Here is a 26,014-nt window from a genome sequence, read left to right as displayed (position 1 = left end):
CGCCCTCACCCGGACGCGCCCGTCCGTTGGAGGAGCGCTCCGGCGCGGGTAGGATGCGGTTCCGACGGAGAGAACGGGAGGTGAGGACGTCGTGAGCCTGCTCCTCGCGTTCTTCGAGTTCCTCATGCTGGGCGTCGTCCCCGCCGAGCTCCTCCCCGTCCCCGGCTCCCTGGTGCTGCTGTTCGCCGCCGTCGGGGTGGCCGTCGCCTGGTACGTCCTGCGCGGCACGAGCCCCGGGACGGAGGGCGACACCGCCACGGGTGCGGCGCACGCGATGCGCCGCAGGTCCGCGCGCCTGCCCGTGCTCACCCTCCGCGACCCCGACGCGGCGGGGCGGCCCCGCCCGAGAGCGCCCGGCGCGGCCCTTCCGGCCGCTCGCTGACCGTTCCCCGACACCCTCGCGTGCGCCTTCCGCGACGCGTGCCCCGGTGCCGCGCGCCCTCCGCGACGCGTGCCCCACGCGCCCGCTCCGGAACGCCGCGCTCTCCGTGTCCCCGGCCGAGCGGCCCGACGTCTGTCCTCCCGACCTCGGACGAAGGGCCATCCCACCTTGTACAGCTTCGGGCCGATCGCGGCCGCCATGACCCTGCTCTCGACCACCCTCACCGCCCTGACCTCACTGCTCACACCCCTCACCGGGGGCCTGGCCGCCGGACTCGCCGTGGTGGTCCTGACCATGGCCGTGCGCCTCCTGCTCGTCCCCCTCGGCGTGATGCAGGTCCGCGCGGAGAAGGCCCGTGCGCGCCTGGCGCCCCAGCTGGCGAAGCTCACCACCAGGCACCGCGCGAACCCCGAGAGGCTCGTCGCCGAACAGCGCAGGGTCTACGCCGAGGCGGGGACCTCGCCGCTGGCCGGATGCCTGCCCTCCCTCGCCCAGATCCCCGTCATGATCGCCGTCTACGGGGTGTTCGTCGGAGCGGGGGACGCCGAGGAGCCGATGCTCACGCACACCCTCGGCGGCGTCGAACTGGGCGCGACCATGCTGGGCGGCGCCGACGGCGCGTCCGCGGCGCCCGTGTTCGCCGTGCTCCTCGCCCTGATCGCCCTCGTGGCCTGGGCCAACCGCCGCTACCTCGTGCTGCCCACCATGCGGGCCAACACCGCCGCCAACCCCGGTGGGCTCCAGCCCCCGGGAATCCTGACCTACATGCAGTTCACGACCGTGGTGGTGGCCGCGTTCGTGCCGCTGGCCGGAGGCCTGTACCTGCTGACCTCCGGTTCGTGGGCGCTGGGTGAGCGGCTCCTCCTGCGCCGGGTGGTCCCCGACTGAGCGGATCCGGGCCCCTGGCCCCCAGGGGCCCGGAAGGCCGTCAGAAGTCCACGCTGACGCAGGCCAGGCGGTCGCCCGCGCTGCCCGCCTCACCCTCCTCGGTGCTGGTGTGGCGCTCGTGCAGCACCAGTGACCGGGCCTCGCCCTCACGGAACTCCCAGTCCACCATGGCGCTGGTGCGGGCGTTGCCGTCCGCGTCGGTGGTGAAGTCCAGCCAGACCTCGTTCTCGGGGTTGGCGTACGCGGGGTCGGTGGAGGGCTCGCCCTCGGCGGCGGCCGGGTCGACCTCGTTCTGGTAGTGAGGGCCCGCGTCCGCGGGGTCCTCGCCGCAGGGCCGGGTGTGCACGTGGGCGCCGAAGTCGCGGTCGGCCGCCAGGCCGGTGCCGGTGAACTGCACGTGGGTCCGGCCGTCCTGGACGCGCACCTGCACGTCGGAGGTGGCGCCCGGGGGGACGGCGGTCTCGTCGTAGGTGAAGGCGCCCGTCGCCTCGTCGGGAGGCAGGAAGGTCGACACGGTCACGCTGGGGGAGGCGGTGGGCTGGGGCGGAGAGGAGTCGGGGGCCGCGGAGCCGCCGTTCTCCTCGGAGGGGGCGGGCTGGGAGCATCCGGTGGCGAGGACCGCGGTCAGGGCCAGGCCGGCGGCGAACGGTGTGATGCGCATGGCGGAACTCCCGGTGTGTTCTCGACGGTCGCCCGCAATGCTACCCAAAGTGTCAGAATGATCACCTGGTGTGCGGGACGCGATCGGCCGGGGGCGGGAAGGACGTTCTGAGGGTGAAGGCCTCGGGGGTGGGGCCGTTCGCGCGCAGTAGGTCCAGGCGCCTTCCGGCCTCCTCGACAGAGGGGATCGTACCGCTGGGAACCCACCACAGGGCCAGATACGCCTCCCGGAGGTGCTCGAACCACTCCCTCCGGCCGCGCAGCAGCTCCAGGTGCTCGCTGCGGTAGGTGAAGTTCCACAACGACTCCACGTCCTCCCAGACGGAGTAGTTGATCAGGAGCGCGTCGCCGAAGGGCCGCAGGCCGGTGGCGTCCTCCTCGCCCTCTCCGACCAGCCGCCACACGAATCCGGGGGCCTCGTCCGCCAGTGCGTTGATGGGCTCGATCCGGGTGCTGAACCCCGCCATGGAGGGATCGCTGAGGGGCGCCCTGAGGACGCCGACGTTGACCTGGGCCAGGTGGTACGCGGAGGGGGAGCTCGTCTTCATGTGGCACAGCACACCACGCCCCGCCTTCTATGTCAATGAGTATTGTTTTTGGAGATCACCACGCAGCACCGCCCCGGACGGGAGTCCATCCGGGCACGGGCACCGTCCTCGCCGCGCCCCTCCAGCAGCCCGCGCAGCAGTTCCAGGTTCATCCCGCAGGCGAGCGGCGGGAAGGTCTCCGCCAGTGTGTGGAACGGGCAGTTGCGCAGCCGCACGTCACCGCCCTCGGTGCCGGCCTCGGCACCGCCGTCCCCGGGAGGCGTGGAGGGTCCGGGCACGCCCCCACCGCCCTCGGGTTCGTAGCCCCGTGCGCGCAGCAGGTCCGGGAGCGCCTCCTCCCGGTGTTCCGCACCGATCCGGCGGCCCTCCTCGCGCGCCGCCGCGTGCAGGGCCTCCTCGGCCCCGTGCCGCTCCACCGCCTCCGCCAGCACGTGCGCGGCCAGTTCGTAGTCCCTCGGCGGCAGGTGCAGCGACAGGTCCCTGGACGAACGCCGGTAGAGCTTGGCCGGGCGCCCCGACCCCGGGCCCTCCCGGCCGCTCACCTTGCGGCGGGTCACCTCCAGAAGGCCCGCGTCCGCCAACCGGTCCAGGTGGTGCGCGGCCAGGGTGCGCTGGAGGCCGAGGGCGTCGGCGGCCTGTCCGCGGCTGACCTCGCCGCCCGCCGCCGCCACGTACTCGTACAGTCTGCGGCGCACCGGGTCGCCCAGGGTCCGCGCCGCGTCGATCGAGGAGTCGTCCATGCCCCCATTGTCCGCGCGCCCCGTCACCGCCCGCCCCGTGCGGGCTCCGCTCCGCGACGCGGACCGGTGGCCGTGCCCGAACCCCGGAGTGGGACACTGGTGGGCGACCGACGACCCCTGCCGAACAGGCGACATGCGAACGATCAGACGTGACGGAGAGCACGGGCTGGAGATCAGGAAGTCCCGCTTCCTCTGTGCCCTGGCGAGGGTGGACAGCGAGGACGCCGCCCGCGCCTTCATCGCCGAGCGCCGCAGGACGCACTGGAACGCCAACCACAACTGCACCGCCTACGTGCTCGGTGACCGGGGCGACATCCAGCGCTCCAGCGACGACGGCGAGCCCGGAGGGACCGCCGGGCTCCCCATGCTGGAGGTGCTGCGGCACCGGGAGCTCACCGGAACCGTCGCCGTGGTCACCCGCTACTTCGGCGGCGTCAAGCTCGGCGCGGGCGGGCTGATCCGCGCCTACGGGAACGCGGTGTCCGCGGCCGTCGACGAGATCGGCGTCCTGGAACGCCGTGAACTCCTCGTCGTGGACGTGTTCGCCGACTACGTGCTCGGCGGACGCCTGGAGAGCGACCTGCGCGACTCCTCCCTGATCGTGCGCGACGTCGCCTACACGGACCGGGTCCGCATCGAGGTGGCCCTGCCGGAGGCCGACCTGCCCGGGTTCGGCGTCCGCCTGTCCGAGCTGACCGGCGGGAGGGCGGAGTACGAGACGCGGGGCACCACGATCGTCGAGGTGGAGCCCTGAGCACGCGCGGAGTCACGCGGCGGTCACGTCCCACGGTCCGTGTGTGGGCCCGTCACGGGTCGGCTTAGGATTTGCCGTAAACGTCATCGTTCGTGGGGAGAGGACAGCCATGCGCGGCTCACGGGTGCCACAGGTCCTCACCTGTGGCCTCGCGGTGCTGCTGGTCGCCGCCTGCACCGGTGACCCCGAGCCCCCCGCGCCCCCGCCGGAGGAGGGGCCCGCCCCCGTTCCCACCGCGTTCGGTGGGGAGGCGCCGCCCGGGATCGAGGGGGAGGTGCTGCGGTACCTGCACGGCGACACCGCCGACGTTCACGAGATCCTCGACGATCCCGCCGGTGTGCGGATCAGCCCGGTCGGCGACGCCTTCCTCATCAGCTCCGGCAGCGGGGACCGCCACCTGCTGCACGACGCCGCCACCGGCGCGACCCTCTGGGAGGGCGAGGCGCGTTTCGACGGGTTCGGCACCGACCGCGACGGCGACCGCGTCCTGCTCATGGCCGGTGCCGACGGCTCCCCCTTCGTCCTGGACGCCCACGGCGAACGCCTGTGGGAGCCGGAGAGGGAGGGCGACACCTACCTCGACGGTCTCGCGGTGCGCCGCCCCGAGGGGTGGACCGCCGCGGAGCCGTACGGGACGTTCTCCCTGCTGGACGCCGACGGCGACGCACTGTGGGACTACGGGTTCCAGGCCCCGGACGAGGCAGAGGCCCCGGAGGAGAGCCCGGAGGAGAGCCCGAGCACCGGGGACGGCGAGGAATCCGACACGGAGGATCCCGCCCTGGGCGTACCCGTGGCCGTGCGGAACGACCTGGTCCTGCTCGCCACCGGCGGTCCCGTCCTCAACGCCCACTCCGTCGGGGACGGCACCGCGGGCGAGGAGCTGTGGACGGTCGACGGTGAGGACGAGGAACTCGGTCTGCCCACCTCCGCACCGGTCACCGCACCGCAGGTGCTCGGCTTCTACGCGCTGCCCGAACCCGGGGACGAGAGCACCGGCGGCGGGGACGCCGAGGAGGACGCGACCGGCGAGGACGCTGCCGGCGGCGAGGAACTCCTGCTGCTGCGCTGGGCCCAGCCGGAGGCGCGCTCGACCCTCTCCGCGCACGACCCCGACACCGGAGACCTCCTGTGGACCCTGGAGGAGCCGGGCACGAACCCGGTCTCCGGTGCCTTCGACGCCACGGAGGTCGCGGGGAGCCTCCACGACGACGACACCGGAACCCTCCTGCTGCCCCAGGCGAGCGGTGCGGCGCCGGTGGTGGCGATCGACCTGGCCGCCGGGGAGGTCCTGTGGGGCCTGGGCGAGGACGCCGGGACGGTATCCCCGGCCTTCGCCTTCGACGGACTCGTCTACGGCGACTCCCGCACCAGCGGCGGTGCCGGGCAGACGGTGCTCGACGCCCTCACGATGGACGTGGTCGAGGACGAGCTGCCGGTGTACGTGGAGGCGGTCACCGACAGCGGGCACGCCATCCTCGTCCACGACCGCCAGCGGTTCGTCTACGGACCCCTGCCGGAGGAGCCGACGGACGGCGGAAGCGGGGAGCCCACGGAGGGGGAGGCCGACGCGCCACCCGGCGACGAGGCCAGCTGACCCACTGACCAGCGACCACCGGGAGATCGGCCTTCGCGCGGGCGCCACGTCCCCTCGTGACGAGGCCGTTGGCCCCCGCGCGGACCCCGGGGCCGGGCCCGACCCCGGCCGCGCCGACCGTCCCCGGTCTCAGCCCCTGCGCCCGGGCATCCGCACGACGACGTCGATCCCCAGCGCGCCGGTGTCCACCGTGCCGTCGTCGAAGGCCTCCCACTGCCAGCGCGCGCTGTGTGACGCGCCCATGGCGACCACGATCATCCCCGGCGGCAGGCTCGTCAGCACGTGCTCGTCGGCCTGGCCCAGCGGGCGCGGGACGACCACCACCGTCGGCGTCTCCGAACCCGGGTCCAGTCCGTGGATCGGGTCCGGCGCCGCCACCACCGGGGTCGTGTCGGGAACCAGCGAGTGCAGGGGGCGCCCCTGCTTGAGCACCCGCACCGACAGACCCGCCGCGTGCAGCCCGTCGGCGACCACGCGCACCGTGTCGGAGGCCACCTTCGGATCCCCGTCCACGGCCAGCAGCCCGCGCATACGGGTGAAGTCCACGTGCACCAGGGCGTCGGTGTCCTCCTTGCGGCCCAGGCACACCAGCACGCCCCGCAGCGCGGTTCCCACCATCGTGTGCACGGACGTCCCGAAGTTCACCGGTGCCGACGACCGGCCGCTGCCGTACCGCCAGGTGGTCGTGTCCACGACCCGCCAGGAGGAGGCCGGCGGGGTCGCGCCCGCGGGCACCACGGCGGTCGTCTCCGAACGCGTGGTCAGCAGCGCCACGGGCCGTGCGGGCACGTCCGAGGGCGCGCTGATCAGCTCCGCGTGCGCCGTTCCCGCACGTTTCGCGGCGTCGGGATCGGAGTCGATCAGGTCCGTCGCCTCCCGGCGCCGCCGCGCCGCGACACCGGGGCGCGCGGTACGCCGCTTCTTCGGCCGGTTCGCCCTGGCCGCGGCGATCCTACGGAAAGGCCAGGTGACGGCCCGCCCGATCGGCTGCCAGAACAGGGTGACGAGGGTCAGTACGACCAGGCCCGCCGCGCCCGCCGCGAGGACGCGCGGGTCGATGCTCGGCTCCTCCTCGGTGGAGGAGGGCGAGGCCTCCGCCGTCGGTTCCTCTGGCGGCGGCGTGTACGCGGGCGGGGGCGGAGGCGGTGAGGGCGGGGCGACCCCCAGCGCGTTGGCCTCCTCGACCGCGACCACGCACAGCGGGTCGGGGCCCTCGTAGACGCCCTCGCCGCCCGCGTCGAAGGGCACCACCAGGCGCCAACCGGGCCGTACCTCGCGGTCCTCGCCCAGAGCGCCGCCGTCGGCCTGGGTACGGCCGGCGTTGTACTCGTAGATCTCGTCGGCGCGCTCGGGGTCACCCAGGACGAGGTCGGCGATGCTCTCCAGGCCGGGGGAACCCTCGGGGACCACGTAGTAGTACACCGTCGGGCAGATCTCGTAGCCCGTCCCGGTGTCCGACCCCGTCGTGTCCGCGGCGGCCGGTGCCGCGAACGCGGCGCACCAGGTGGCCAGGACCGCCGCGGCCAACATGCGCCGCACCGACGCGGCCCACACCACTCCTGCCTGAGTCACGCGTTCTCCCGCTGCGTCATCCTGTGTCATCTCGTCGCTGTGCACGGTCCCGGGATCTCGTATACCGAAACGTCACCCGGTCGCCCCGAACCTCTCCAGTCACCAGGGCATCTGTTCTCCCGTGGGTGCGCCGGCCTAGTATGTCGGGTCCACAGTGCACCCTAGAGCCCCGCGCGGCCAGGAGACCACCTGTGGGCGGGGACGGGCCGGAGCGTGGACGAGGACACGGAAAGCGAGTGGGGCGGACGTGACGAATCATCGCCACAAGCGGTGGGACCTTCTCGACCACGCCAGTGACCCCATCCCCTGGGACAGCACGTCCGCGGCCGGCCTCAAGACGTACTACGACACCGTCAGCGACGCGGCACACGAAGCGGCGAACGACATCCGCAAGCTGGACCGGGGCGACCTCGGCAAGGGCGCGACCATCGACGCCCTCAAGGAACTGGTCAACCAGCTGCCCAAGCTGCTGGACGAGGCCAGCGACTCCTACGGCAAGGCCCACGCCGCGTTCCGCGACTGGGAGACCGCCCTGGAGGACGTGCGCACCCGCAGCCTGACCGTGGTGGAGAACGCGGCCGCGGCCTACGACGCCCTGGAGGACAAGGAGGACTGGGACAAGGACGACGCCGCGCCCAAGCACGGCTACGTCAGCGACCTGAACGCCGTCCTCGGGGACATGGAGACGGCGGTCGACAAGGCGGTCAACGCCCTGGACGAGGCCCAGCGCGGGTTCGGGCGCAAGCTCTGGGACTTCTGGAACGAGGTCGTCGAGTGGATCGAGGAGAATCCGCTCGTCTACGCCGTCGCCATGATCGTCGCGGGTATCGCGGCGATCTTCATCCCGGGAATCGGCTTCGCGATCGCCCTGGGGGTGTTCTCCCTCCTGGTCAGCGCCACCCAGCTCCACCGGGACGGCAAGCTCGGCTTCAACCTGGAGACCTTCGTCACGCTGGGGCTCGACGTCCTCTCCGTCGTCCCCGGCGCGGTCGCGCTGCGCGGCGGCCGTGTCGCGTTGGGCGCGATGGGCCGGGGCGCCACCCGCGTCGCCAACCGTGTTCCCGGACTGAGCACGACCTCGCTGCGCAACGGGGCCCACACCCTGCGCACCAGCCGGGCGGGGACCACGGTCACCAACGTCGTCAACCGGACCGGCAACACCATGCGCTCGATCCGGGAGGGGACCTTCGTCGGGCCCAAGACCAGCCTCGCCGTCGACACGGCACTCCAGGTCACCCGCGACACGGCCATCGGAACGGCGGGGTCCGTCGCCGTCAACGCGGCCGCGGGCAACGACATCGACCTGGGCCAGGAACTCCTGACGGGCTTCGCGACCAACGTCCTCGGCAGCGGCTTCAACGTCGCCAACGACCACAACCTGATCGGCTCGGGCCCCCTCGTGGGTACCGGCGAGAACGGGGTGCCGCCACTGGGCGTCAACACACCCGGCGCCGATCCCTCCCAGGGCAGCCTCGCGGGCGTGGACACCGACTTCTCCTCCGACGGGCCGTCCAGGGTCACCACGCCGGAGGGTGTCACGACGGTCACCACCGATCCGTCCTCCGGAACGACACTGGACACCACGGCGGCCGACGGCACGCGGATGTCCACCACGGTGGACCCGTCCGGAGGGCTCTCCTCGGCCTCCGTCACCGGCGGGGAGCCCGGTTCGGTGGCGCACTTCCAGGTGGACACCGAACCGAACGCCGGAAGTACCTCGCTGACCTCGGGCGAGAACCCGGTCACCACCATCGTCTCCGGGGACGCCAGCGTCAGCACGGGGGACTTCGGTGAGATCCGGTTCGACCGCTCCCAGGCCGCCGAGCCCTCCGTCCTCTACACGGCGCCCTCCGGCGACCCGGAGAACCCGGGCCTCACCCTCGACGTCCGGAGTTCGGGCGAGGCGGTGGTCGGCGGTGACACCAACGTGCGCACCGACGCCACCACGCTCCAGGTGAACGACTCCGGCGGCGGTGTCACCGTGCCGCGCGGCGAGTCGGGCCGCGCCAACGGCCTGGACCTGACCAACCCGGACGGCACCCCGGGCGCCTCCTACCGCGACGGGCAGATCACCGTTCCGGACGGCGCGGGTGGCACGACCGTCACCCGGGACGCCAGCGGGACCGACATCGCCAGCGGCGGGCTCGACGTCAGGACGCCCCGCGACGCGGGCGAGCCCGTGGCCGTCTCCGCTCGGGGCGCCGACCCGACCCAGCTCAGGGTCGGCACGGACGGACCCCAGGTCGTCCTGTCCCCGGACGGGGCCGGGCCGAGTGTCGTCCGCGACCCCGACACGGGGCGTACGGCGTCAGTGGACGGCCAGGGGCACACCGTCTCCACGGGGTCCGGGGCCGGGCACGACTACCGGGCGGACACGGGCACCGTACGGGCGTCGGACGGCGGCTCCGACGTCACGGCGACGGGCGCCGGTGTCAGCACCGGGCGGGACGGCGGCGGGCGGCCCGAGGACTCCGTCAGGCTCGACCTGTCGGCCTCCGGTGAGGGGAGTGCCACGGCGGCGGGCGCGAACGCCACGGTCGCCCCGGACGGCACCGCCGCCTACCGGCACGACGCGACGGGCGCGACCGCCCACCGGACCGCCGACGGCGACCTGGTCTCGGGCTCGGTCACCGTCTCCCCGGACGGCACGGTCCGGGGGCCGGACTTCGTCCGCAACCCGGACGGCTCGCTCTCCGTCTCGGACGGCCAGGGCGGACGCCGGGACTACACGGCCGACGGCACACCGGTTCCCTCGGGCGGCCAGACGCCCACGCCGCCGCTGCGGACCGACCCGGCCACCGGGCAGCCGGTGTTCACCTCGCGGGACGGAACCACGGTCGCCCCCGGCGCGGGACTGCCCGTCCGCACCGGTGAGGGCATGACCCTGCACGCGAACGGCGGGGACGTGACCCTCACGGCGCCCCCGAACACGCGGGGCGAGTCGCTGAGCGTCACGCACACCCGTGACGGCGGCGTGCGCATGGAGGCGGGCGGGCACCGGGTCGGCTCCGGCCGCGACGGTGTCGAGGCCAGCGCTCCCAACGGGTACTCCTCCGTCCGCTCCCCCGACGGTACGCACACCGTGCGCGGCGGCGGACTGGACACCAGCGTCTCCCCGGACGGGACCGCGCGGACCACGGACGACGCGGCCGGGGGCGGCACCGTCGCCGAGCACTCGGCGGGCACGGGAACCGTCCGTGTGACGGACGGCGTCACCGTCAGCCACGGCGACGCCGGACGTATGGACGTCACACGCGGCGGTGACGACGTGACCCTGACCGACGGTCAGCGCAACGTGACCGTGTCGGGGGAGCGCACCGAGGTGCGCGACGGCACCGCCGCCGACGGCTGGTCGGTCGGCTCCGGCCCCGGACGCGAGGTCCACGGCGGCACCGGCCCGGACCACCGGATCACGTCCCGTCCCCAGACCGGGCTGTCCTCGCGCATGCCCGGCGGGCGCGGCGACGACGTCTCCTTCACGGCGGGAGACGGCATCAGCGGCCACCAGACCGGAGCGGGCCGCACCACCGTGACCGACCGGTCGGGTACCACGATCGGCGACACCCGGAGCGGGGTGCGCGTCGACGGGGGTGACGGCGGACCGAACGCGCTGATCCAGCCGGACGGGATCCGGGTCACCTCCCCCGAGGGGCAGACCCACCGGATCGGCTTCGACGAGAACGGGCGACCGTCCAGGGTCGACGTCAACGACATCGACGTGGGGCACCAGACCCTGCACTCCGACGGCCGTGCCGTCTCCGACGGCGAGAACGGCACCGTCACCGCCAGGCCCGACGGCTTCACCGTCGAGGGATCCGGTCGGACGGTCACCGCCGACGACTCGGGAGCGACCTACCGGCGGGGCGGTGCCGACGATCCGGACGCCGTCCGGATCCGTCACGGCCGGAGCGACGCGGACGGCCACCTGCACGTCGACCGCGACGGTGTGAGCCAGTCGTTCGGCGCGGACGGGCCCACCAGGCAGGAGCGGGGGTCCGACGCTCCCCGACCGGTCAACCAGACCGAGCCCAGGGTGACCCGGGACGGGAACGCCTACACGGTCGAGAACAGTTACCAGCGGCACGCCTCCGCGCCGGTGGTGAACGGGCCGACGATGACCCGCGACCCCTCCACGGGGGAGAGCGGTGTCACGAGCCCGCACGGCTTCTCCGCCACGCAGAGCAACGGCACGCACGGGGGACGCGACACCGAGGTCCGCGTCAGCGAGGGGGCCCCGACCGTCACCCGCAGGGACGACGGAGAGACCACCGTCGAGGGGGAGCGCCTGCGTGTCTCCGGCACGGGGTCCGTCGGCGAGCGCAACCACACCGTTGAGCCCCGCGGTTCCGGTCCCAGCCTGACCAGGGGTCCCGGACGCGACGGTGCCGTCCACGTCGCGGACGGCCCGGACACCCTCGTGCGCAGGGACGCCGACGGCGGCCTCACCGGTCCCGACGGGCAGCCGTTGACCCCCGACGCCGACGGGCCCCGGGTCGTCCAACAGGGCGACAACCGCGTCCGCGTCGAACCCGACGGCGAGGTCCGCGTCACCGGACGAGACGGCACGAGCGTCGTCCTGCGTCCGGACGGCGGCGTGACCTACCGGAGCGGCGGTGAGACCGTCGACTTCAACCGCAACGGCCTTCCCACCACGCGGGTCGACCGTGACGGAGCGCAGACCACCGTGCGCGAGAGCGGCAACAGGACCCTGGAGATCCACGGGCGGCGGGAGGACGGCGGCGTCGTGGACACCACGCGCACCCACATCGGTGACGACGGCGCGGTGGAGTCCCGGATCAACCGCACCGGCGGTGCGGAGAACGAGAGCTGGGGCGTGGGCGTGGACTTCGACGGTCGGACCAACACGCGCAACTACCGGGTGCGGGGAGAGGAGTCGCACCAGCTCAGCGCCGACGGCAACCTCACGTCCGGGCACTGGGGGCACAAGACCGACCTGGCCGACCTGTCCAGGGACCTGCGGACCGCCCGGGAGTCCGGCGACCAGGGCGCGATCGACCGCGCCAGTCAGGAGCTCGGGGCCTTCCGCAGGGACATGTCGTGGACGTCGGCCTTCACGGAGCTGCGGGCGGTCGCGTTCAACGCCCTGGGCGGCCTGGCCCTCGACCTCATGCAGGGCAAGGACCTCGACGTCACGACCCTGGCCACCCACCTCAGCACCTTCGTCGGCAACGGCTACCAGGCCATGGGCGAGGGCAGGCTGATCGGTCAGCAGGGCGTGCCCGAGGGCGGCGCGGGCCAGCTCCTCTCCCGCACGCTGATGAAGACCGGTGGCGCGCAGATGGCCAACGACCTCAAGGACGGCTTCCTCCAGGAGTTCGACCCCGAGGCCCACGAACTGGCCCAGCAGGAGGACGCTCTCAAGCACCTGGAGGAGGGGCGCCTTCCCCCGCCCGGCCAGCTGCCCCCGGAGTTCCTGGCCGACTACGAGCACCTGTCCGGACAGGAGAGGATCGAGGCCATGGAGAGGGACCTCAAGGCGCGGATCGAGGCCGCGAAGAACCCGTAGGGTCACGACCCCCGCATACCGTGTGACAACACCCAGTGAAGGAGGAACGCCATGGCCGGACCACGTACCCACGTCGTGATCAACACCGACGAACTGGGGGACATCAGTACCGCCCTCAACACCATCAGGACCCGGTTCGAGGGTGAGCACTCCGACCCGGCCCGGTACCTGGACGACCTCGGACCCTCCCGGCTGGTCGACGAGGCCCGGAACTACGTCGACGACAGCCGCGAGGTCTTCGACCGGATGGCCAACGACATGGGCAAGCTCAAGGAGGCCATCGACCCCGTCATCGAGAGCTTCCACAAGGTGGACGAGGACCTGGGCAACGAGCTCAAGGGCGACGAGGGGTCCGGCCCCCCGCCGAACGTCCAGGTCTAGCGCGGTGACCGAAGGGGGTCACCGGCCCGCCCCGTTCGCCGGGACGCCTCTCGTGCCCCCGGCGCACCCCGGTCGTCGAACCTCGCCGTGAGGACGGGACCGTCCGGGGCCGGAGCACCCCAGCCACCCCCGGCGACGTATTCGGGCGACCCACCCGGCCCGACACATCGACCACACGATCCGGCCCGCGCGCGGGAGATCGGAGGAGGAACACGGTGCCCTATCTGTTCGAGGAGGACCTCCCGGGCGAGGAGATCGGCTTCGACGTCCGCGTGCCCGACAACTGGACGCGGTACGACCTGTCCGGTGACGCACTGGCGGACATGCGGGCGCAGGCCGCCGCGCGGTTCGGGGAGCGGTCGGCGGAGATGGACGTGCTCAACGACGTGTTCGCGGACATGACGACCTCCCTGAGGGACACGACGGACTCGGGACTGCTGTCGGCGGCGGGTGTCATGGAGGAGTACGACGACGGCTTCCTCCTGGCCAACATGTGCGTGTTCGCCTTCACGGCCCCGCCCGGACAGGACATGGACCCCCTCAAGCTGGTCGAGCACGTGTACACCTCGGCGGCCACCGACCGCCCCGGAGCGTGGCTGGAGAAGACCGTGGTCAGCCTTCCGGAGTCGGGCGCCGACCTCTGTGGACGGATCTACGGGGTGGCCGACTACGATGTCGGCGACATCGCCACCGTGCGTACCGTCGCGATGCACACGGCCTTCCGCGCCCCCGGCGTGGACAAGCGGATCCTGGTGAGCTGTTCGAGCCCCAACGTGGACCAGACCGCCGACGTCCTCGATCTGTTCGACGCGATCACCGGAACCGCGTGGTTCTGGCGGCGCGAGTACCTGCCGCCGGGATCCGCCCCCTCCGGCGGTTGACCGCGGACCGGGACGAAGGCCCGAAGACACCGCCGCTCCGGGCGGACCGGTGCCTCCGACGACACCCGCGTGTTGAAAACGGGGGCACCCCTGTATGAATATCGACAAGCCGGCCGCGGCGTCCGTCAGCACGTCGACGGGCGCGGCTCCGGCGCCGACTTCCAGGAGACAAGCACATGCCGCAGTTCAACGTCGACTCCGACCGCACGGAGGAAACGTCCAGCTCGCTCATGTCGGACTTCACCGAGTTCCAGGAGCGTATGGCCGCCATCAAGTCCAGGGTCGACGGCCTGATCTCCGACGGCTACAGCACCCCGGCCGCGGAGAAGCACTTCCGTCCGTTCTTCGAGGAGTTCAACAGCGGCTTCGAGAGCGTCAACAAGGGGCTCGAGGGCATCGCCAAGTACGTCAAGACCGTCGGCGACACCTTCAGCGACACCGACCAGAAGCTGGGCGAGGGCCTGAGCGGCGGCTGATCCGCGCCGCCCGCAGTCCCGCCCGGCCATGACGCGTCCGGGCGGGACGCCCCGCGCCTTTGCCCGACGAACCCGGAAGCAGTCCCACCGTGCGCCTCCTCTTCACAGCGACCCCAGCCACCGGTCCGGCCGTGGACGGCCCGGGCGGCACCGGCCCCGTGGCGTCCTCGGCCCTGCGCCTGGACGTCCTCGTCGACGCCGACCCCAGTTCCACGGTGCGTCAGCTCGCCGAGGTCGTCGACCCGATGGTGCGCACCCTGCCCCGGGCACCGGGCCAGGAGGTGCCGCTGTACCTGGGCGACCAGGTCGTGGACCCGTCCTCCTCCCTGGCCGACGCGGGTTTCCTGGACGGCTCGCTCGTCGGTGTGGGCGGACCCGCGCCGGTCAAGGGCGAACCGCCCGGTGTGGTGGAGGTCCGTGTGGTCTCCGGCCCCGACGCCGGACGCGTGGCCCGCCTCGACCCCGGCGACTACGTCATCGGGGACGACGAGGTGGCCGTGCTCGTCGTGGACTCCGACGGTTACTGGGCGCGGATCCGGGTCGCCCCGGACGGAACCGTCACCATCCTGAACACGAGCGGCGGACGGGGCTGCGCCCTGGAGGGCGACGAGGTCGGGCCCGACACCGTCTGGCCGCAGGGCGAGCAGCTCACCCTGGGCGGAACCCTCTTCGAGGTGTGGCCCAACCACCGCCCCGACGCGTCCGTGGTCCACTCCGAGGACGGCACCGGACTGGACTACAACCGGCCGCCCCGACTGCATCCGGCGCCCACCAGGACCAAGTTCAAGCTGCCCAGTCCGCCCGAGCCGCCGGACAAGCCCATCGTCCAGATGATCCTCATGATCCTCATGCCGATCACCATGGCGGTCGGCAGCGCGCTCATCATGAACCGGCCCCACTACCTCCTCATCGGTCTGCTCGCCCCCGTCTCGGTGCTGTTCATGCAGATCATGCAGCGCCGCACCACCAAGGCCCGCTACGAGACCCAGCTCGCCGAGTTCGAGGAGAAGACGGAGCGCGTCACCCGTGACGCCCGCGACGCCCTCGTCGCCGAACAGCGCAAGCTCCGCGACACCTGCCCCGACCCCGCCGCCGTCCTGCTGCTGGCCACCGGACCGCGCGCCCGGCTGTGGGAACGCCGACAGATCGACGAGGACTTCACCCAGCTGCGCGTGGGCACCGGCAGCATCCCCTCGCAGGTGGTCCTGAGCGACCCCACCAAGGACGAGCACCGCAGGGACGTCACCTGGGACATGCGCGACGTTCCGGTGAGCGTGTCGGTCAGGGACAACGGGGTCGTGGGCGTGGCCGGGAGGGGCGAGGGCGCCGAGGCCCTGGAACGCTGGCTGATCGCCCAGCTCGCCGCCCTGCACAGCCCCGCCGAACTGCACCTGTACCTGCTGTCCATGGAGGGCGACCACAACCGCTGGCGCTGGACCCGCTACCTGCCCCACCTGCGCGGCGACCGCCCCCAGTTCTCACTCGGCCGCATCGGCATCGACGCCACCACCTGCGCCCGCCGCGTCTCCGAACTGCTCATGCTCATGGAGGCGCGCCAGCAGGCCCGCCGCGACCTCGCCGACCAGCCCGCGGTCGTGGTGGTGCTGGACGGCGCCCGGCGCATCCGCTCCCTGCCCGGCGTGGTCCAGCTGCTGCGGGAGGGCCCCGAGGTCGGCATCTACGTCCTGTGCCTGGACGCCGAGGAGCGCCTGCTCCCCGAGGAGTGCCAGGCCGTGGTCAGCATCACCCCGCAGGGCATGCGCCTGCGCCGCACCTCCTACGACAACGTCGAGGACGTGCGCGCCGACGTCCCCTCGGCGGCCTGGGCCGACCGGCTGGGCCGCGCCCTGGCGCCCATGCGCGACAGCAGCGTCGGTGAGAGNNTCCCTCCCGCGCAGCGCCCGCCTGCTCGACGTCATCGGCCTGGAGCCGCCCAACGGCGATGCCATCGCCGCCCACTGGGCCTCCGGGGGCCGCAGCACGGTCGCCACACTCGGCGTGGGCCTGGACGGGGCGTTCTCGGTGGACGTCCGCCGGGACGGTCCGCACGCCCTCATCGCCGGTACCACCGGTTCCGGCAAGTCCGAGCTGCTCCAGACCCTCGTGGCCTCCCTCGCGGCGGTCAACGCCCCCGAGTCCATGTCGTTCGTGCTCGTCGACTACAAGGGCGGCAGCGCGTTCAAGGACTGCGTGGACCTGCCGCACACCGTCGGCATGGTCACCGACCTGGACACCCACCTGGTGAGCCGGGCCCTGGTGTCGTTGGGCGCCGAGCTGCACCGCCGTGAGCACATCCTCGCCAAGGCCGGGGCCAAGGACATCGAGGACTACCTGGAACTGCTGGACCGCGACCCGCGCATGCCGCGGATGCCCCGCCTGATGCTGGTCATCGACGAGTTCGCGTCCATGGCCCGCGAACTCCCCGACTTCGTCAAGGGCCTGGTCAACATCGCCCAGCGGGGCCGCTCACTCGGCATCCACCTGGTACTGGCCACCCAGCGCCCCGGCGGCGTGGTCACCAACGACATCCGCGCCAACACCAACCTGCGCATCGCCCTGCGGATGACAGACGAGGCCGAGAGCCGCGACGTCATCGACGCCTCCGAGTCCGCGCACATCGGCATCGACACCCCCGGACGCGCCTACGCGCGCCTGGGCCACGCCTCCCTGCTGCCCTTCCAGTCCGGCCGGGTGGGCGGGCGCCGGATCGTGGCCGCGGCCAACGCCTCCGACCCGGTCGCGCACCCCGTGAAGTGGTCGGACCTGGCCCTGCCCGCCCCCTCGGCGCCGCAGGGCTCCGCCGAGACCGGCGACGTGGAGGTCACCGACCTGACCGTCCTGGTCGCCGCGATCAAGGAGGCCACCGAGCGTTCGGGTTCCCGCCGCCAACCCAGCCCGTGGCTGCCCGCGCTGCCCACCGCGCTCACCCTGTCCGACCTGCTCCGGGGCCGCTCCCCGCAGGCCGTGCACGGAAAGGTCCAGCCCGCACCGATCGGACTGGTCGACGTACCCGCCCAGCAGCGCCAGTTCCCGTACGTGCTGGACCTGGCGAAGACGGGACACCTGCACATCATGGGCGCGGGCCGCACCGGCCGCTCCCAGGCGCTGCGCACCATCGCCGCCTCCCTGGCCCTGGCCCACCACCCCGGTGACGTGCACATGTACGCCCTGGACTGCGGCAACGGCGCCCTGCTGCCGCTGGAACAGCTCCCGCACTGCGGCGCGGTGGCCCAGCGCACCCAGGGCGAGCGCGTCGTGCGCCTGCTGGGGCTGCTCGGCGAGGAGCTGGACCGGAGGCAGAAGCTGCTGGCCTCGCACGGCTGCGCCGACCTGGAGGAACTGCGCACCTCGCTGCCCCCGGACGAGCGTCCCGCCCACGTGGTGCTGTTCGTCGACCGCCTGGACTCCTTCGAGCAGGCCTTCGGCGAGTACAACTACGGCGCGCTGGTGGAGGACGTCACCACCCTCATGCGCGACGGCGCCGGTGTGGGCCTGCACGTCGTGGCGACCGGCGACCGCGTGCTGACCCGTACCAAGTACTCCTCCACCACCGAGGACCTGCTGGTGCTGCGCTGCAACGACAACGGCGACTACGGCGCGGCGGGGCTCAACGCCCGCTCGCTGCCGGAGGAGATCCCCGACGGCCGGGCCTTCCGCGCGGGGGACGCCATGGAGGTGCAGCTGGCGCTGCTGAACCGCAACCCGCAGGGCTCGGTGCAGGGCGCCGAGCTGGGCCGCATCGCCGACTTCGTGTCCCGGCGCCCGCAGGAGCGGATCGGGTCGCGTCCGTTCCGGGTGGACGTCCTGCCCGACCAGCTCGCCTACAACGACATGGCGCGCTACCGGGCCGAGCCCGCCCGTCCGCTGCGCCCGCTGGTGGGCGTGGGCGGCAACGAGCTGACGGCGATCAGCGCGGACCTGTCGCGCATCCCCACGTTCCTGGTGAGCGGGCCGCCCCAGTCCGGGCGTTCCAGCATGCTCTCCGTGATGGCCAGGTCCCTGTTGGAGGGCGGCACCGAGCTGCTGCTGGTCACCCCGCGCAGTTCGCGCCTGGCCGACCTGGGGACGCACCCGGGCGTGCAGGCGGTCCTGGACGCCGCCGAGCCGAAGCTCTCCCAGCTGCACGAGGTGCTCGGCCGGTTCCAGGGCGAGACCGCCGTGGTGATGATCGATGACGCCGAGCTCCTCCTCCAGAGCGACCTCGGCAAGGAGTTCACCCGGATCGCCCGCGGCATGGTCGGCGCGGGATGGGGCATCGTCGCCGCGGGTACCAACGAGGCCCTCCAGGGCGGCTTCAACGGGTGGCACGTCCACCTCAAGCGCAACCGCGTGGGTGCCCTGCTCTCCCCGCAGGCCCAGAGCGACGGCGAGGTCCTGGGCATGCGCCTGCCCAAGGGCGTGTCCAGCCCCCGCCTCACCCCCGGCACCGCCTACCTCCACCTGGGTGACGGCCGTATCCAGCAGGTGAGGGTGCCGCTGCCATGACCGGTTCCGACCGCCTCTCCCCGGGGCGGTCGGGCCGAAACCCACTAGGATCCGGATATCCCCCAGTTCTCCCCCTTCTCCCCAGTCCCGTGAGAGGGATCCGTGCTCCTCCGCCCACTCCATCCCGAACGAGATCTGTGAACCGATCGTGAGTACGCACCCCTCGGCCGTCACCCTCCCCGCGACCGCCACCGACCTGACCTCCAGCGATCCCACGCGCATCGGCCCCTACCGGCTGCTCAGGCGTCTGGGCTCCGGCGGTATGGGCGTGGTGTACGCGGCCCACGACCAGAGCGGTGCGCTGGTCGCGGTCAAGCTGATCCACCCCGAGTACTCCGCCGACCACGAGTTCCGTGCCCGCTTCGCGCGCGAGGTCGAGCTGCTGCGCAGGGTGGGCGGCGCCTGCGCCGTGCCGCTGCTGGCCGCGGACACCGAGGCCGAGCGCCCGTGGCTGGTCACCCCTCTGGTGCGGGGGATGACGCTCAGCGCCTACATGCGCAAGCACGGCCCGCTGAACGAGCGGTTGCTACTCGGCCTGGCCGCCGGCGTGGCCGAGGCGCTCGCCCAGATCCACGAGATCGGTATCGCCCACCGCGACCTCAAACCCGCCAACATCGTCCTGTCGCCGGAGGGCCCCCGGGTCCTGGACTTCGGCGTGGCCCGCGCGATCGACCAGACCGCGCTGACCCGTACGGGCTCCGTGCTGGGCTCACCCGGCTGGATCAGCCCGGACCACTACCGGGGCGCGCCTCCCAGCACCGCCGACGACGTCTTCGCCTGGGGCGCCCTGGTCACCTACGCGGCGACCGGGCGTCCGCCGTTCGGTACCGGTGACCCGGCCGCCGTCGCGCACCGGGTGATCAGCGGCGAGCCGGACAGCGAGGGCTTCACCGGCCCCCTCGCCGACCTGGCCGCCCGTGCGCTCAGCAAGGAGGCGTCCGAGCGTCCGACCGCCCTGGAACTGGTCAGCGGCGTGGTCGCGGCGGGCAACCCGGGGCGCTCCTACGCCCCCGTGGACTCCGCCGCCGCGGCGGGCAACGTCATGTCCGCCGTGGTCGACCACAACTGGGAGGGCGTGCAGGCGGCCCCGGAACGCGAGTTCTCCGTGGCCCCGGCCGGACGTTCGGGCGGATCCACGCGGCTCCTGACCGTGGCCGCCGCCGTGCTGGGCGTCCTGGTCCTGCTCGGGGGCCTGGGCTTCGGCGGTGTGGCCCTCGCCAGCAACTGGGACTCCCTCCCCGTGGCCGCCTGGTTCGGGGACGACCCGGCCGAGGAGGCCGGGACGCAGCAGGCCGCCGAGGACCCGCGCCGCCCCGGGCCGGTGGGACGGGAACCGCGGGAGAGTCCCTCACCCTCGCGGTCGCCGTCCGAGGAACCCTCCGCGGAGGCCTCCGAGAGCGAGGAGGAACAGGACGGCGGGGAGGACTCGGGCGGGGAGACCACCACCACGACGGCCACGGTCGGCGCCGGGGTGAGCGCCGGCGGCGCGCGCCCGTCGGGGAACCACGTCGTGGCCTTCCGGCCCTCCGGCGGCTCGGGACGGTACGCCGTGCTCGACGGCGCCACCGTGGTGTGCGCTTGGAGCTTCTGCCAGAGCCAGGGCGGATCGGTCGGCGACGGCGGCGCCGGGTCGGTGTCCTCCAGCCCGTCGGCCCTGACCGGCTACGTCAACCAGGGCGGCCGCACCATCACCGCGGAGGTCACCTACACCACCGCCGAGGACGGCACCATCACCATCACCCGCCTGGTGGAGCAGCACCGCACCAGCGGCACGGGCACCCCGCCCTGGTAGCAGGCAGAACGTGAACAACGGGAGAGACATGCCAAGGACCACCCTCCGCAGGGCCGCCGCCGTGATGGGCGCGACCCTGGCCGTCGCGGCGACCACCCCCGTCCCCGCCAGCGCCGCCTCCTACGGGGGCCAGTGCGGGAACGGGTACGGCGTGGTCAACCAGGCATCCATCAACGGGGGCACCGTCTTCCTCGCCTACAACGGCTCCAACGGCAGGAACTGCGTCGTGGTGGTGAGGTCCGACCCGGGCGACGCCAGGAACATGGACGCGGCGCTCAAGCCCAGCGGCTCCACCTCGTGGCAGACCGACCCGGGGAACTGGACGGAGTACGCCGGCCCGGTCTACGTCGAGGCCGCGGGCGAGTGCGTGGACTGGGGCGGCGTGATCGGCGACAGGTGGGTCCTGCGCAACGGCACCAACTGCGGCTGACACGCGGACGCGCCGGTACGGGAGCGTCGGGGCGCACGCCGTCCTAGGCCCTTTTCCGCTGTGGTCGAATCATGATGATGTGTCGTCCATGACGGACAAGAAGTGAGAGGGCGCACGTGAACGTGCAGCACGCGTGGTGGCTGAATCCGGTGAACACCCTGCTCGGTCCGTTCGGGCGGTGGTTGGGCGCCTCAGAGGGGACCTTCGACGCCATGCTGAGGGAGGTCTCCTCCCGCAGCGGGCTCCCCTGGCCCTCCGACGAGACCTTCCTCGCGGACACGCGTGTTCTCCACGACGCCTGGCAGGCGGTGCCCGGACTCACCCCGGTCGGCCGGATCAGCGTCCGGGGCGAGATCCGGCGACGGCTGGAGACGCGTCTGCGCATGCTCCACCTGCTCGACGCCAACCCGGAGGTCGCCGCCGAGCCCGTCGAGCGGCCGGTGTTCATCACCGGTCTGCCCAGGACGGGCACGACCTTCGGCCACGGGCTCCTCGCCCAGCACGTCCGGTCCCGCGCGCCGATGCTGTGGGAGCTGCTGAGCCCGGTCCCCGACACGGGCAGGCCCGGGGAGCGCACCGTGAGCAGGCGTGAGCGCCTCGCCATGACGCGGAGGCTGGTCCGGGGCATGGACGCCATGGGGCCGGGGTTCCAGACCATCCACCCCATGCACCCGATGGAACCCGAGGAGTGCGTCTTCCTCCTGCCGCACGGACTGTCCTTCCACGTCCGCGCGCCGATCCCCGGCTACCGCGCCTGGGTCGAGCAGCGCGACGCCACCCCCGACTACGCCTACCTCAAGCAGCAGCTCCAGGCGTTGCAGTGGAAGCGGCCCGCACGCCGCTGGGTGCTCAAGTCGCCCCTGCACCTGCCCAACCTGGACGCCCTGCTGAACGTCTTCCCCGACGCGGTGATCGTCCTGACCGACCGCGACCCGGCGCGGGCGATGGCGTCGTGGGCGAGCCTGACCGAGGCCGGGATGCGCCTCCACAACAGCGACGTCGACCCGCACTGGATCGGTCGCGAGTGGCTGGAGATCTGGGCGGGCGCCGCCGAGCGTGCCCGCCGCGTGCGCCGCGGGCACGACCCCGAGAGCTTCGTCGACCTGCCCTACGACGAGCTGGTCCCCGACCCCGTCCGGGCGGCCGAACGCGTCTGGACCGGCCTCGGTGAGGAGTTCGGCCCCGACACCCGCGCCCGCACGCTGGCCTACACGCGCGGGGACCGGCGCCGGAACCCCGGCGGCCACCGGTACAGCCTGGACCGCTACGGGCTCACCGCCGAGGAGGTGTACGCGGCGTTCGGCCCGGACCTGACCGGCGCCGGTGCGGCCGGTACGCCGGACGGGACCACCAGGTGACCGTCCACGCGGCCAGCCCCAGACCGGTTCCGGTGAGGGCGCCGACGAGGAGGCACCGCACGAGGTCGTAGCCGCTCACGGCCGCGCGCTCGGACAGGCCGCCCACCACGGCGCCCATGACCGCGCACGCGGCGACGGCGGCCAGCGCCAGGGCGCGCACACGTCCGCCCACGGCGCTCTCCGGGGGCCGCGCGTTCCGGTTCCGTGCCCGGTGGTGGGCCCACCAGGCCACGGCGGTCAGACCGATCGCCGAGCTGGCGTACATGAGTACGTTGTGGAGCAGGTGCGGGCCCACCACCGGAGTGCTCAGGAACGGCCACGCGCGCACGAGGGCGCCGCCCGTCTGGGTGAGGGAGTCCCAGGCCATGTGCGTGACCGCGCCGACGGCGAGGGCGGCGGCGGTCAGCGCGGCGGCGCGCACCGCGACCCGCGCGGAACGGTGCGGGCGGGCGGACGGCGCCGTCCGCCCGGCCAACGCGTACAGGGGTGACCGGAGCACGTACACGTACACGGTCAGCACGGCGGCCCCGAGCAGGNCCCGCGGGTCCGTGCGTGGTCGTCGCTGCCACGGGCAGGGGAAGGTAGTACGGCAGGTCGGGAACGACCGAACCGGCGACCATCGCGGCCAGCGGCAGCGGGGTGCGCGACAGGGGCAGGACCGCCGCGACATGGCTCGGAGTGAAGGGCACGTCATCCTCTCCGGGGACGGGTCCGCGCGGGGAGACCCTACTCCTCCAGGTACTGGTAGGTGGCCAGGGTGCCTCCGATGAGGACGTGGACCTCGTAGGGGGAGATCGTGGTGGAGGGGGCGTCGACCCACTCGGGGCCGCCGTCCATGGCGTAGCAGAGGTAGGGCGCCCTGTCCCCGCCCGGCACGACGGCCACGACGTCCTCCATGTCGCAGTACACCGCCTCGACACCGTGGTCGAAGCGGATGGTGTCCTCGACGACCTGGCGCACGGTGGGAAGCTCCGGGTACTCGAACCGGAAGGCGACGTCGCCGCCGTCCTCCGTGCTGCTGACCGGGAACTCCATCGTGAGGCCGCCGTAGGTGAGGGTGCAGGTGTGGGACCGCCCGGCGACCTCCCGCATCTCCTCGGGGCATTCCGCCGAGGCGTCCGGGTCGACGTGGGAGGCCTTCTCGGACACCTCCGTCAGCAGGAACCAGGCCACCTGTTCGGAGATGGGTGCGTCCTCGGGTTCGGGCGGCAGGGCGGACAGGTCCGCCTGGGGTCTGCTGCTGGGTACGGGGGCCTCGACGAGGAGCCCGGCGAGCTCCTCCTCGGGTATGTCCCCCGTGGGGGCGCTCTCGGCGCTCTCCTCAGGTGTCGAGGGGGCCGCGGCCTCGGCGGCGGGCTCGCCGCCCTCGTCACCACACGCGGACAGCGTGAACACGAGTGCGAGAGAGGTCAGCGAGCCGAGGGGGAGGTGAACGCTGCGGGGGGAGGGGGAGAAGGGCATCTCTGTCCTTTTCATCCTTTGAGGGATCAGGGGGGAGGGGGATGCGAGCCGAAAAGCGCATGGGGAGGCCCGACTCTCCGACTCCCGTCACGCTGCGTCGGTTGGCCGGACACGAGGAGTGTGGCGAATGTCACTGGCGGAATTCGAGTGGTTACCCTTGGGTGAACTTTGGGTGTCCTGGGATGAAACTAGCCTTCTGTGGCGCACGAACCTGCTGTGAGCAGGGAACACGCGGACCCCGCTGACCCGTGATGCGACGCACCGCACACCCCGGGGCGGCGGAACCGAACGCGATTCTCTACCATCCGATGTATGGACGTCCCTGAGAGCGGGGCCGCCGCACCCGGCGCCCCCAACCTGGCCGACGGGTTCCCCGCCGCCACACCCGAACGGTGGCGCGAACTCGTGGCGGGGGTGCTGCGCAAGAGCGGTGTCCCCGAGGACCGGCTCGCCGACGCACCCGAGTCGGTACTCGCCACGCACACCTACGACGGGTTCGACATTGAGCCCCTGCACACCTCCGATCCCCCGGCCGCCGACCCCGGCTTCCCCGGGGCGGCCCCCTTCCTCCGGGGCTACCGGCCCGGCGGGGGAGTCCCCGAGGGCTGGGACATACGCGCGCGCCACACAGACGCCGACCCGGCCGCCCTGCGCGGCCGCGTACAGGCCGACCTCATGAACGGCGTCGGTTCCCTGTGGATCGCCGTCGGCGGCACCGGTCTGCCCGCGTCGGCGCTCGGTGACGCCCTCACCGACGTCTACCTGGATCTCGCCCCCGTGGTCCTGGACCCCGGCGCCGACTACGCCGACGCCGCCACCGCACTGCTGGACGCGCACGCCGACGCCGGCGTCCCCGACGGCCGGATCATCTCCCACCTGGGCATCGACCCCCTCACCACCGCGGCCCTGGCCGGTGAGCGCCCCGACGTCATGGACTCCGTCCGCTTCGCCGCGGAGCGCGCCGGAGGACGTCCCGGCCTGGGGCTGGTCGTGGCGGACGGGACCCTCGTGCACAACGCGGGCGGCTCCGAGGCCCAGGAACTCGGCTTCGCCATCGCCGCCGGGACCGCCTACCTGCGGGCCCTGCACGCCGCGGGGCTGGACCTGCCCGACGCCGCCCGGCGCATCGAGTTCCGCCTGGCCGCCAACGCCGACCAGTTCGGCGTCATCGCCAAGCTGCGCGCCGTCCGCGCCATGTGGAACCAGGTCCTCGACGCGAGCGGAGTGCCCGCCGGCCAGCGCACCATGCGCCTGCACGCCGCCACCTCCGAGGCGATGATGACCCGCCGCGACCCGCACGTGAACATGCTGCGCACCACCGTGGCCTGCTTCGCCGCCGGGGTCGGCGGCGCCGACGCGGTCACCGTCGCGCCCTTCGACTCCGCGGTGGGCCTGTCCGACGACTTCGCCCGCCGCATCGCCCGCAACACCCAGTCCCTCCTCATCGAGGAATCCCACCTGGCACGGGTCATCGATCCCGCTGGGGGCTCCTTCTACGTCGAGTCGCTCACCCGGGACCTGTACCGGGCGGGCTGGGCGTTCCTCCAGGAACTGGAGGCCGCGGGCGGGGCCGCCGAGGCCGTCGAGCACGGCCTGCTGCGCGAACGCGTGGACGCGGTGTGGGCGCGCCGCCGCCTCGACCTCGCCCACCGCCGGGCCCCGCTCACCGGGGTCAGCGAGTTCCCGAACCCGGACGAGGTCCCGCTGGTCCGGCCCGCCGACCCCGCGCGCGGTACCTCACGCGCGACTCCGCGTCCCGACGGCTTCCCGGTGCGCCGCTACGCCGACGACTACGAGGCACTGCGCGACCGCAGCGACACCCAGGCGGGCGACACCGGCCACCGGCCCACGGCCTTCCTGGCCACGCTGGGTCCGGTCGCCGCGCACACGGCACGCGCTTCCTTCGCCGCCAACCTGCTCGCCGCGGGCGGCATCGCGTCCCACGACCCCGGCCCGCTCGACGGAGCCGAGGCCGCCGCGGACGCGTTCGCCGCCTCCGGCAGTCGCGTCGCCGTCCTCTGCTCCTCCGACGCGGTGTACGCCGAACAGGCCGAGGCCGCCGCGCGGGCGCTCAGGGCCGCGGGA

At 73.1% G+C, this 26,014-nt stretch carries 19 protein-coding genes and 1 pseudogene; 13 read left to right on the top strand and 7 right to left on the bottom strand.

Annotation, left to right across the window (positions count from 1 at the left end):
• The first annotated feature begins 91 nt into the window (after positions 1–91).
• Together D455_RS0104160 and D455_RS0104155 are read left to right on the top strand one after the other, a co-directional pair.
• A complete protein-coding gene (locus D455_RS0104160) occupies positions 92–382 on the top strand; it encodes a DUF6412 domain-containing protein (RefSeq protein WP_017569506.1) in 291 nt (96 codons plus the stop codon).
• Positions 383–550: 168 nt separating this feature from the next.
• Positions 551–1,270: a YidC/Oxa1 family membrane protein insertase gene (locus D455_RS0104155; RefSeq protein WP_017569505.1), complete on the top strand. Its 720-nt coding sequence runs from the start codon at positions 551–553 to the stop codon at positions 1,268–1,270.
• Between the two features lie 40 nt (positions 1,271–1,310).
• Here D455_RS0104155 and D455_RS0104150 read toward each other — a convergent pair whose 3' ends face one another.
• The 3 genes from D455_RS0104150 to D455_RS0104140 all read right to left on the bottom strand — a co-directional run bounded on the left by D455_RS0104150 (position 1,311) and on the right by D455_RS0104140 (position 3,218).
• Positions 1,311–1,931 carry a superoxide dismutase family protein gene (locus D455_RS0104150; protein WP_017569504.1) on the bottom strand — a complete coding sequence of 207 codons (621 nt, stop codon included), beginning with the start codon at positions 1,929–1,931 and terminating at the stop codon, positions 1,311–1,313.
• Between the two features lie 61 nt (positions 1,932–1,992).
• Entirely contained in the window at positions 1,993–2,478 is a 486-nt protein-coding gene (locus D455_RS0104145; RefSeq protein WP_394296615.1) for a DUF3291 domain-containing protein, read from the bottom strand.
• Positions 2,479–2,510: 32 nt separating this feature from the next.
• A complete protein-coding gene (locus D455_RS0104140) occupies positions 2,511–3,218 on the bottom strand; it encodes a helix-turn-helix transcriptional regulator (RefSeq protein WP_017569502.1) in 708 nt (235 codons plus the stop codon).
• Between the two features lie 133 nt (positions 3,219–3,351).
• On the opposite strand from D455_RS0104140, the gene D455_RS0104135 reads away from it, so the two are divergent.
• Together D455_RS0104135 and D455_RS0104130 are read left to right on the top strand one after the other, a co-directional pair.
• The gene (locus tag D455_RS0104135) at positions 3,352–3,972 is read left to right on the top strand and encodes a YigZ family protein (RefSeq protein WP_017569501.1); all 621 of its coding nucleotides are present in this window, start codon (positions 3,352–3,354) and stop codon (positions 3,970–3,972) included.
• Positions 3,973–4,081: 109 nt separating this feature from the next.
• Positions 4,082–5,566 carry an outer membrane protein assembly factor BamB family protein gene (locus D455_RS0104130; RefSeq protein ID WP_017569500.1) on the top strand — a complete coding sequence of 495 codons (1,485 nt, stop codon included), beginning with the start codon at positions 4,082–4,084 and terminating at the stop codon, positions 5,564–5,566.
• A gap of 129 nt (positions 5,567–5,695) precedes the next feature.
• Here D455_RS0104130 and D455_RS0104125 read toward each other — a convergent pair whose 3' ends face one another.
• Positions 5,696–7,138, bottom strand: coding sequence for a hypothetical protein (locus tag D455_RS0104125; RefSeq protein WP_026122297.1), 1,443 nt, complete (start codon positions 7,136–7,138; stop codon positions 5,696–5,698).
• A 247-nt stretch (positions 7,139–7,385) separates the two neighbouring features.
• On the opposite strand from D455_RS0104125, the gene D455_RS0104120 reads away from it, so the two are divergent.
• The 8 genes from D455_RS0104120 (at position 7,386) to D455_RS0104085 (ending at position 22,468) form a co-directional block, all read left to right on the top strand.
• A complete protein-coding gene (locus tag D455_RS0104120) occupies positions 7,386–12,665 on the top strand; it encodes a hypothetical protein (protein WP_026122296.1) in 5,280 nt (1,759 codons plus the stop codon).
• Between the two features lie 51 nt (positions 12,666–12,716).
• Positions 12,717–13,046: a hypothetical protein gene (locus tag D455_RS0104115; protein WP_017569498.1), complete on the top strand. Its 330-nt coding sequence runs from the start codon at positions 12,717–12,719 to the stop codon at positions 13,044–13,046.
• A gap of 215 nt (positions 13,047–13,261) precedes the next feature.
• A complete protein-coding gene (locus D455_RS0104110) occupies positions 13,262–13,927 on the top strand; it encodes a hypothetical protein (RefSeq protein ID WP_017569497.1) in 666 nt (221 codons plus the stop codon).
• A gap of 176 nt (positions 13,928–14,103) precedes the next feature.
• Positions 14,104–14,403, top strand: coding sequence for a WXG100 family type VII secretion target (locus tag D455_RS0104105; protein WP_017569496.1), 300 nt, complete (start codon positions 14,104–14,106; stop codon positions 14,401–14,403).
• A gap of 1,875 nt (positions 14,404–16,278) precedes the next feature.
• Positions 16,279–18,888 carry an FtsK/SpoIIIE domain-containing protein gene (locus tag D455_RS35075; protein WP_241480152.1) on the top strand — a complete coding sequence of 870 codons (2,610 nt, stop codon included), beginning with the start codon at positions 16,279–16,281 and terminating at the stop codon, positions 18,886–18,888.
• A gap of 148 nt (positions 18,889–19,036) precedes the next feature.
• Positions 19,037–20,680, top strand: a complete 1,644-nt coding sequence (locus tag D455_RS0104095) for a serine/threonine-protein kinase (RefSeq protein ID WP_017569495.1) — start codon at positions 19,037–19,039, stop codon at positions 20,678–20,680.
• A gap of 28 nt (positions 20,681–20,708) precedes the next feature.
• On the top strand, positions 20,709–21,110 hold the full coding sequence (locus D455_RS0104090; RefSeq protein ID WP_017569494.1) for a spore-associated protein A: 402 nt from the start codon (positions 20,709–20,711) through the stop codon (positions 21,108–21,110).
• A gap of 116 nt (positions 21,111–21,226) precedes the next feature.
• Positions 21,227–22,468: a sulfotransferase family protein gene (locus tag D455_RS0104085; protein WP_017569493.1), complete on the top strand. Its 1,242-nt coding sequence runs from the start codon at positions 21,227–21,229 to the stop codon at positions 22,466–22,468.
• Here the strand turns inward: D455_RS0104085 and D455_RS29145 are convergent.
• The 3 genes and pseudogenes from D455_RS29145 to D455_RS0104075 all read right to left on the bottom strand — a co-directional run bounded on the left by D455_RS29145 (position 22,383) and on the right by D455_RS0104075 (position 23,929).
• On the bottom strand, positions 22,383–22,988 hold the full coding sequence (locus D455_RS29145; RefSeq protein WP_017569492.1) for a DUF4184 family protein: 606 nt from the start codon (positions 22,986–22,988) through the stop codon (positions 22,383–22,385). The two genes, D455_RS0104085 and D455_RS29145, sit on opposite strands and share 86 nt — an antisense overlap.
• Before the next feature lie 76 nt (positions 22,989–23,064).
• A pseudogene (locus D455_RS35815) lies at positions 23,065–23,157 on the bottom strand (DUF4184 family protein); the annotation flags it as partial.
• A 37-nt stretch (positions 23,158–23,194) separates the two neighbouring features.
• On the bottom strand, positions 23,195–23,929 hold the full coding sequence (locus D455_RS0104075; protein WP_017569491.1) for a hypothetical protein: 735 nt from the start codon (positions 23,927–23,929) through the stop codon (positions 23,195–23,197).
• Positions 23,930–24,241: 312 nt separating this feature from the next.
• On the opposite strand from D455_RS0104075, the gene D455_RS0104070 reads away from it, so the two are divergent.
• On the top strand, positions 24,242–26,014 hold a 1,773-nt coding region (locus D455_RS0104070), incomplete at its 3' end, for a methylmalonyl-CoA mutase subunit beta (protein ID WP_017569490.1).

Origin of the sequence: Nocardiopsis halotolerans DSM 44410 (genome assembly GCF_000341065.1) — a bacterium.
Taxonomy (GTDB): Bacteria; Actinomycetota; Actinomycetes; order Streptosporangiales; family Streptosporangiaceae; genus Nocardiopsis; species Nocardiopsis halotolerans.
This window is presented reverse-complemented; position numbering and strand designations above follow the sequence as displayed.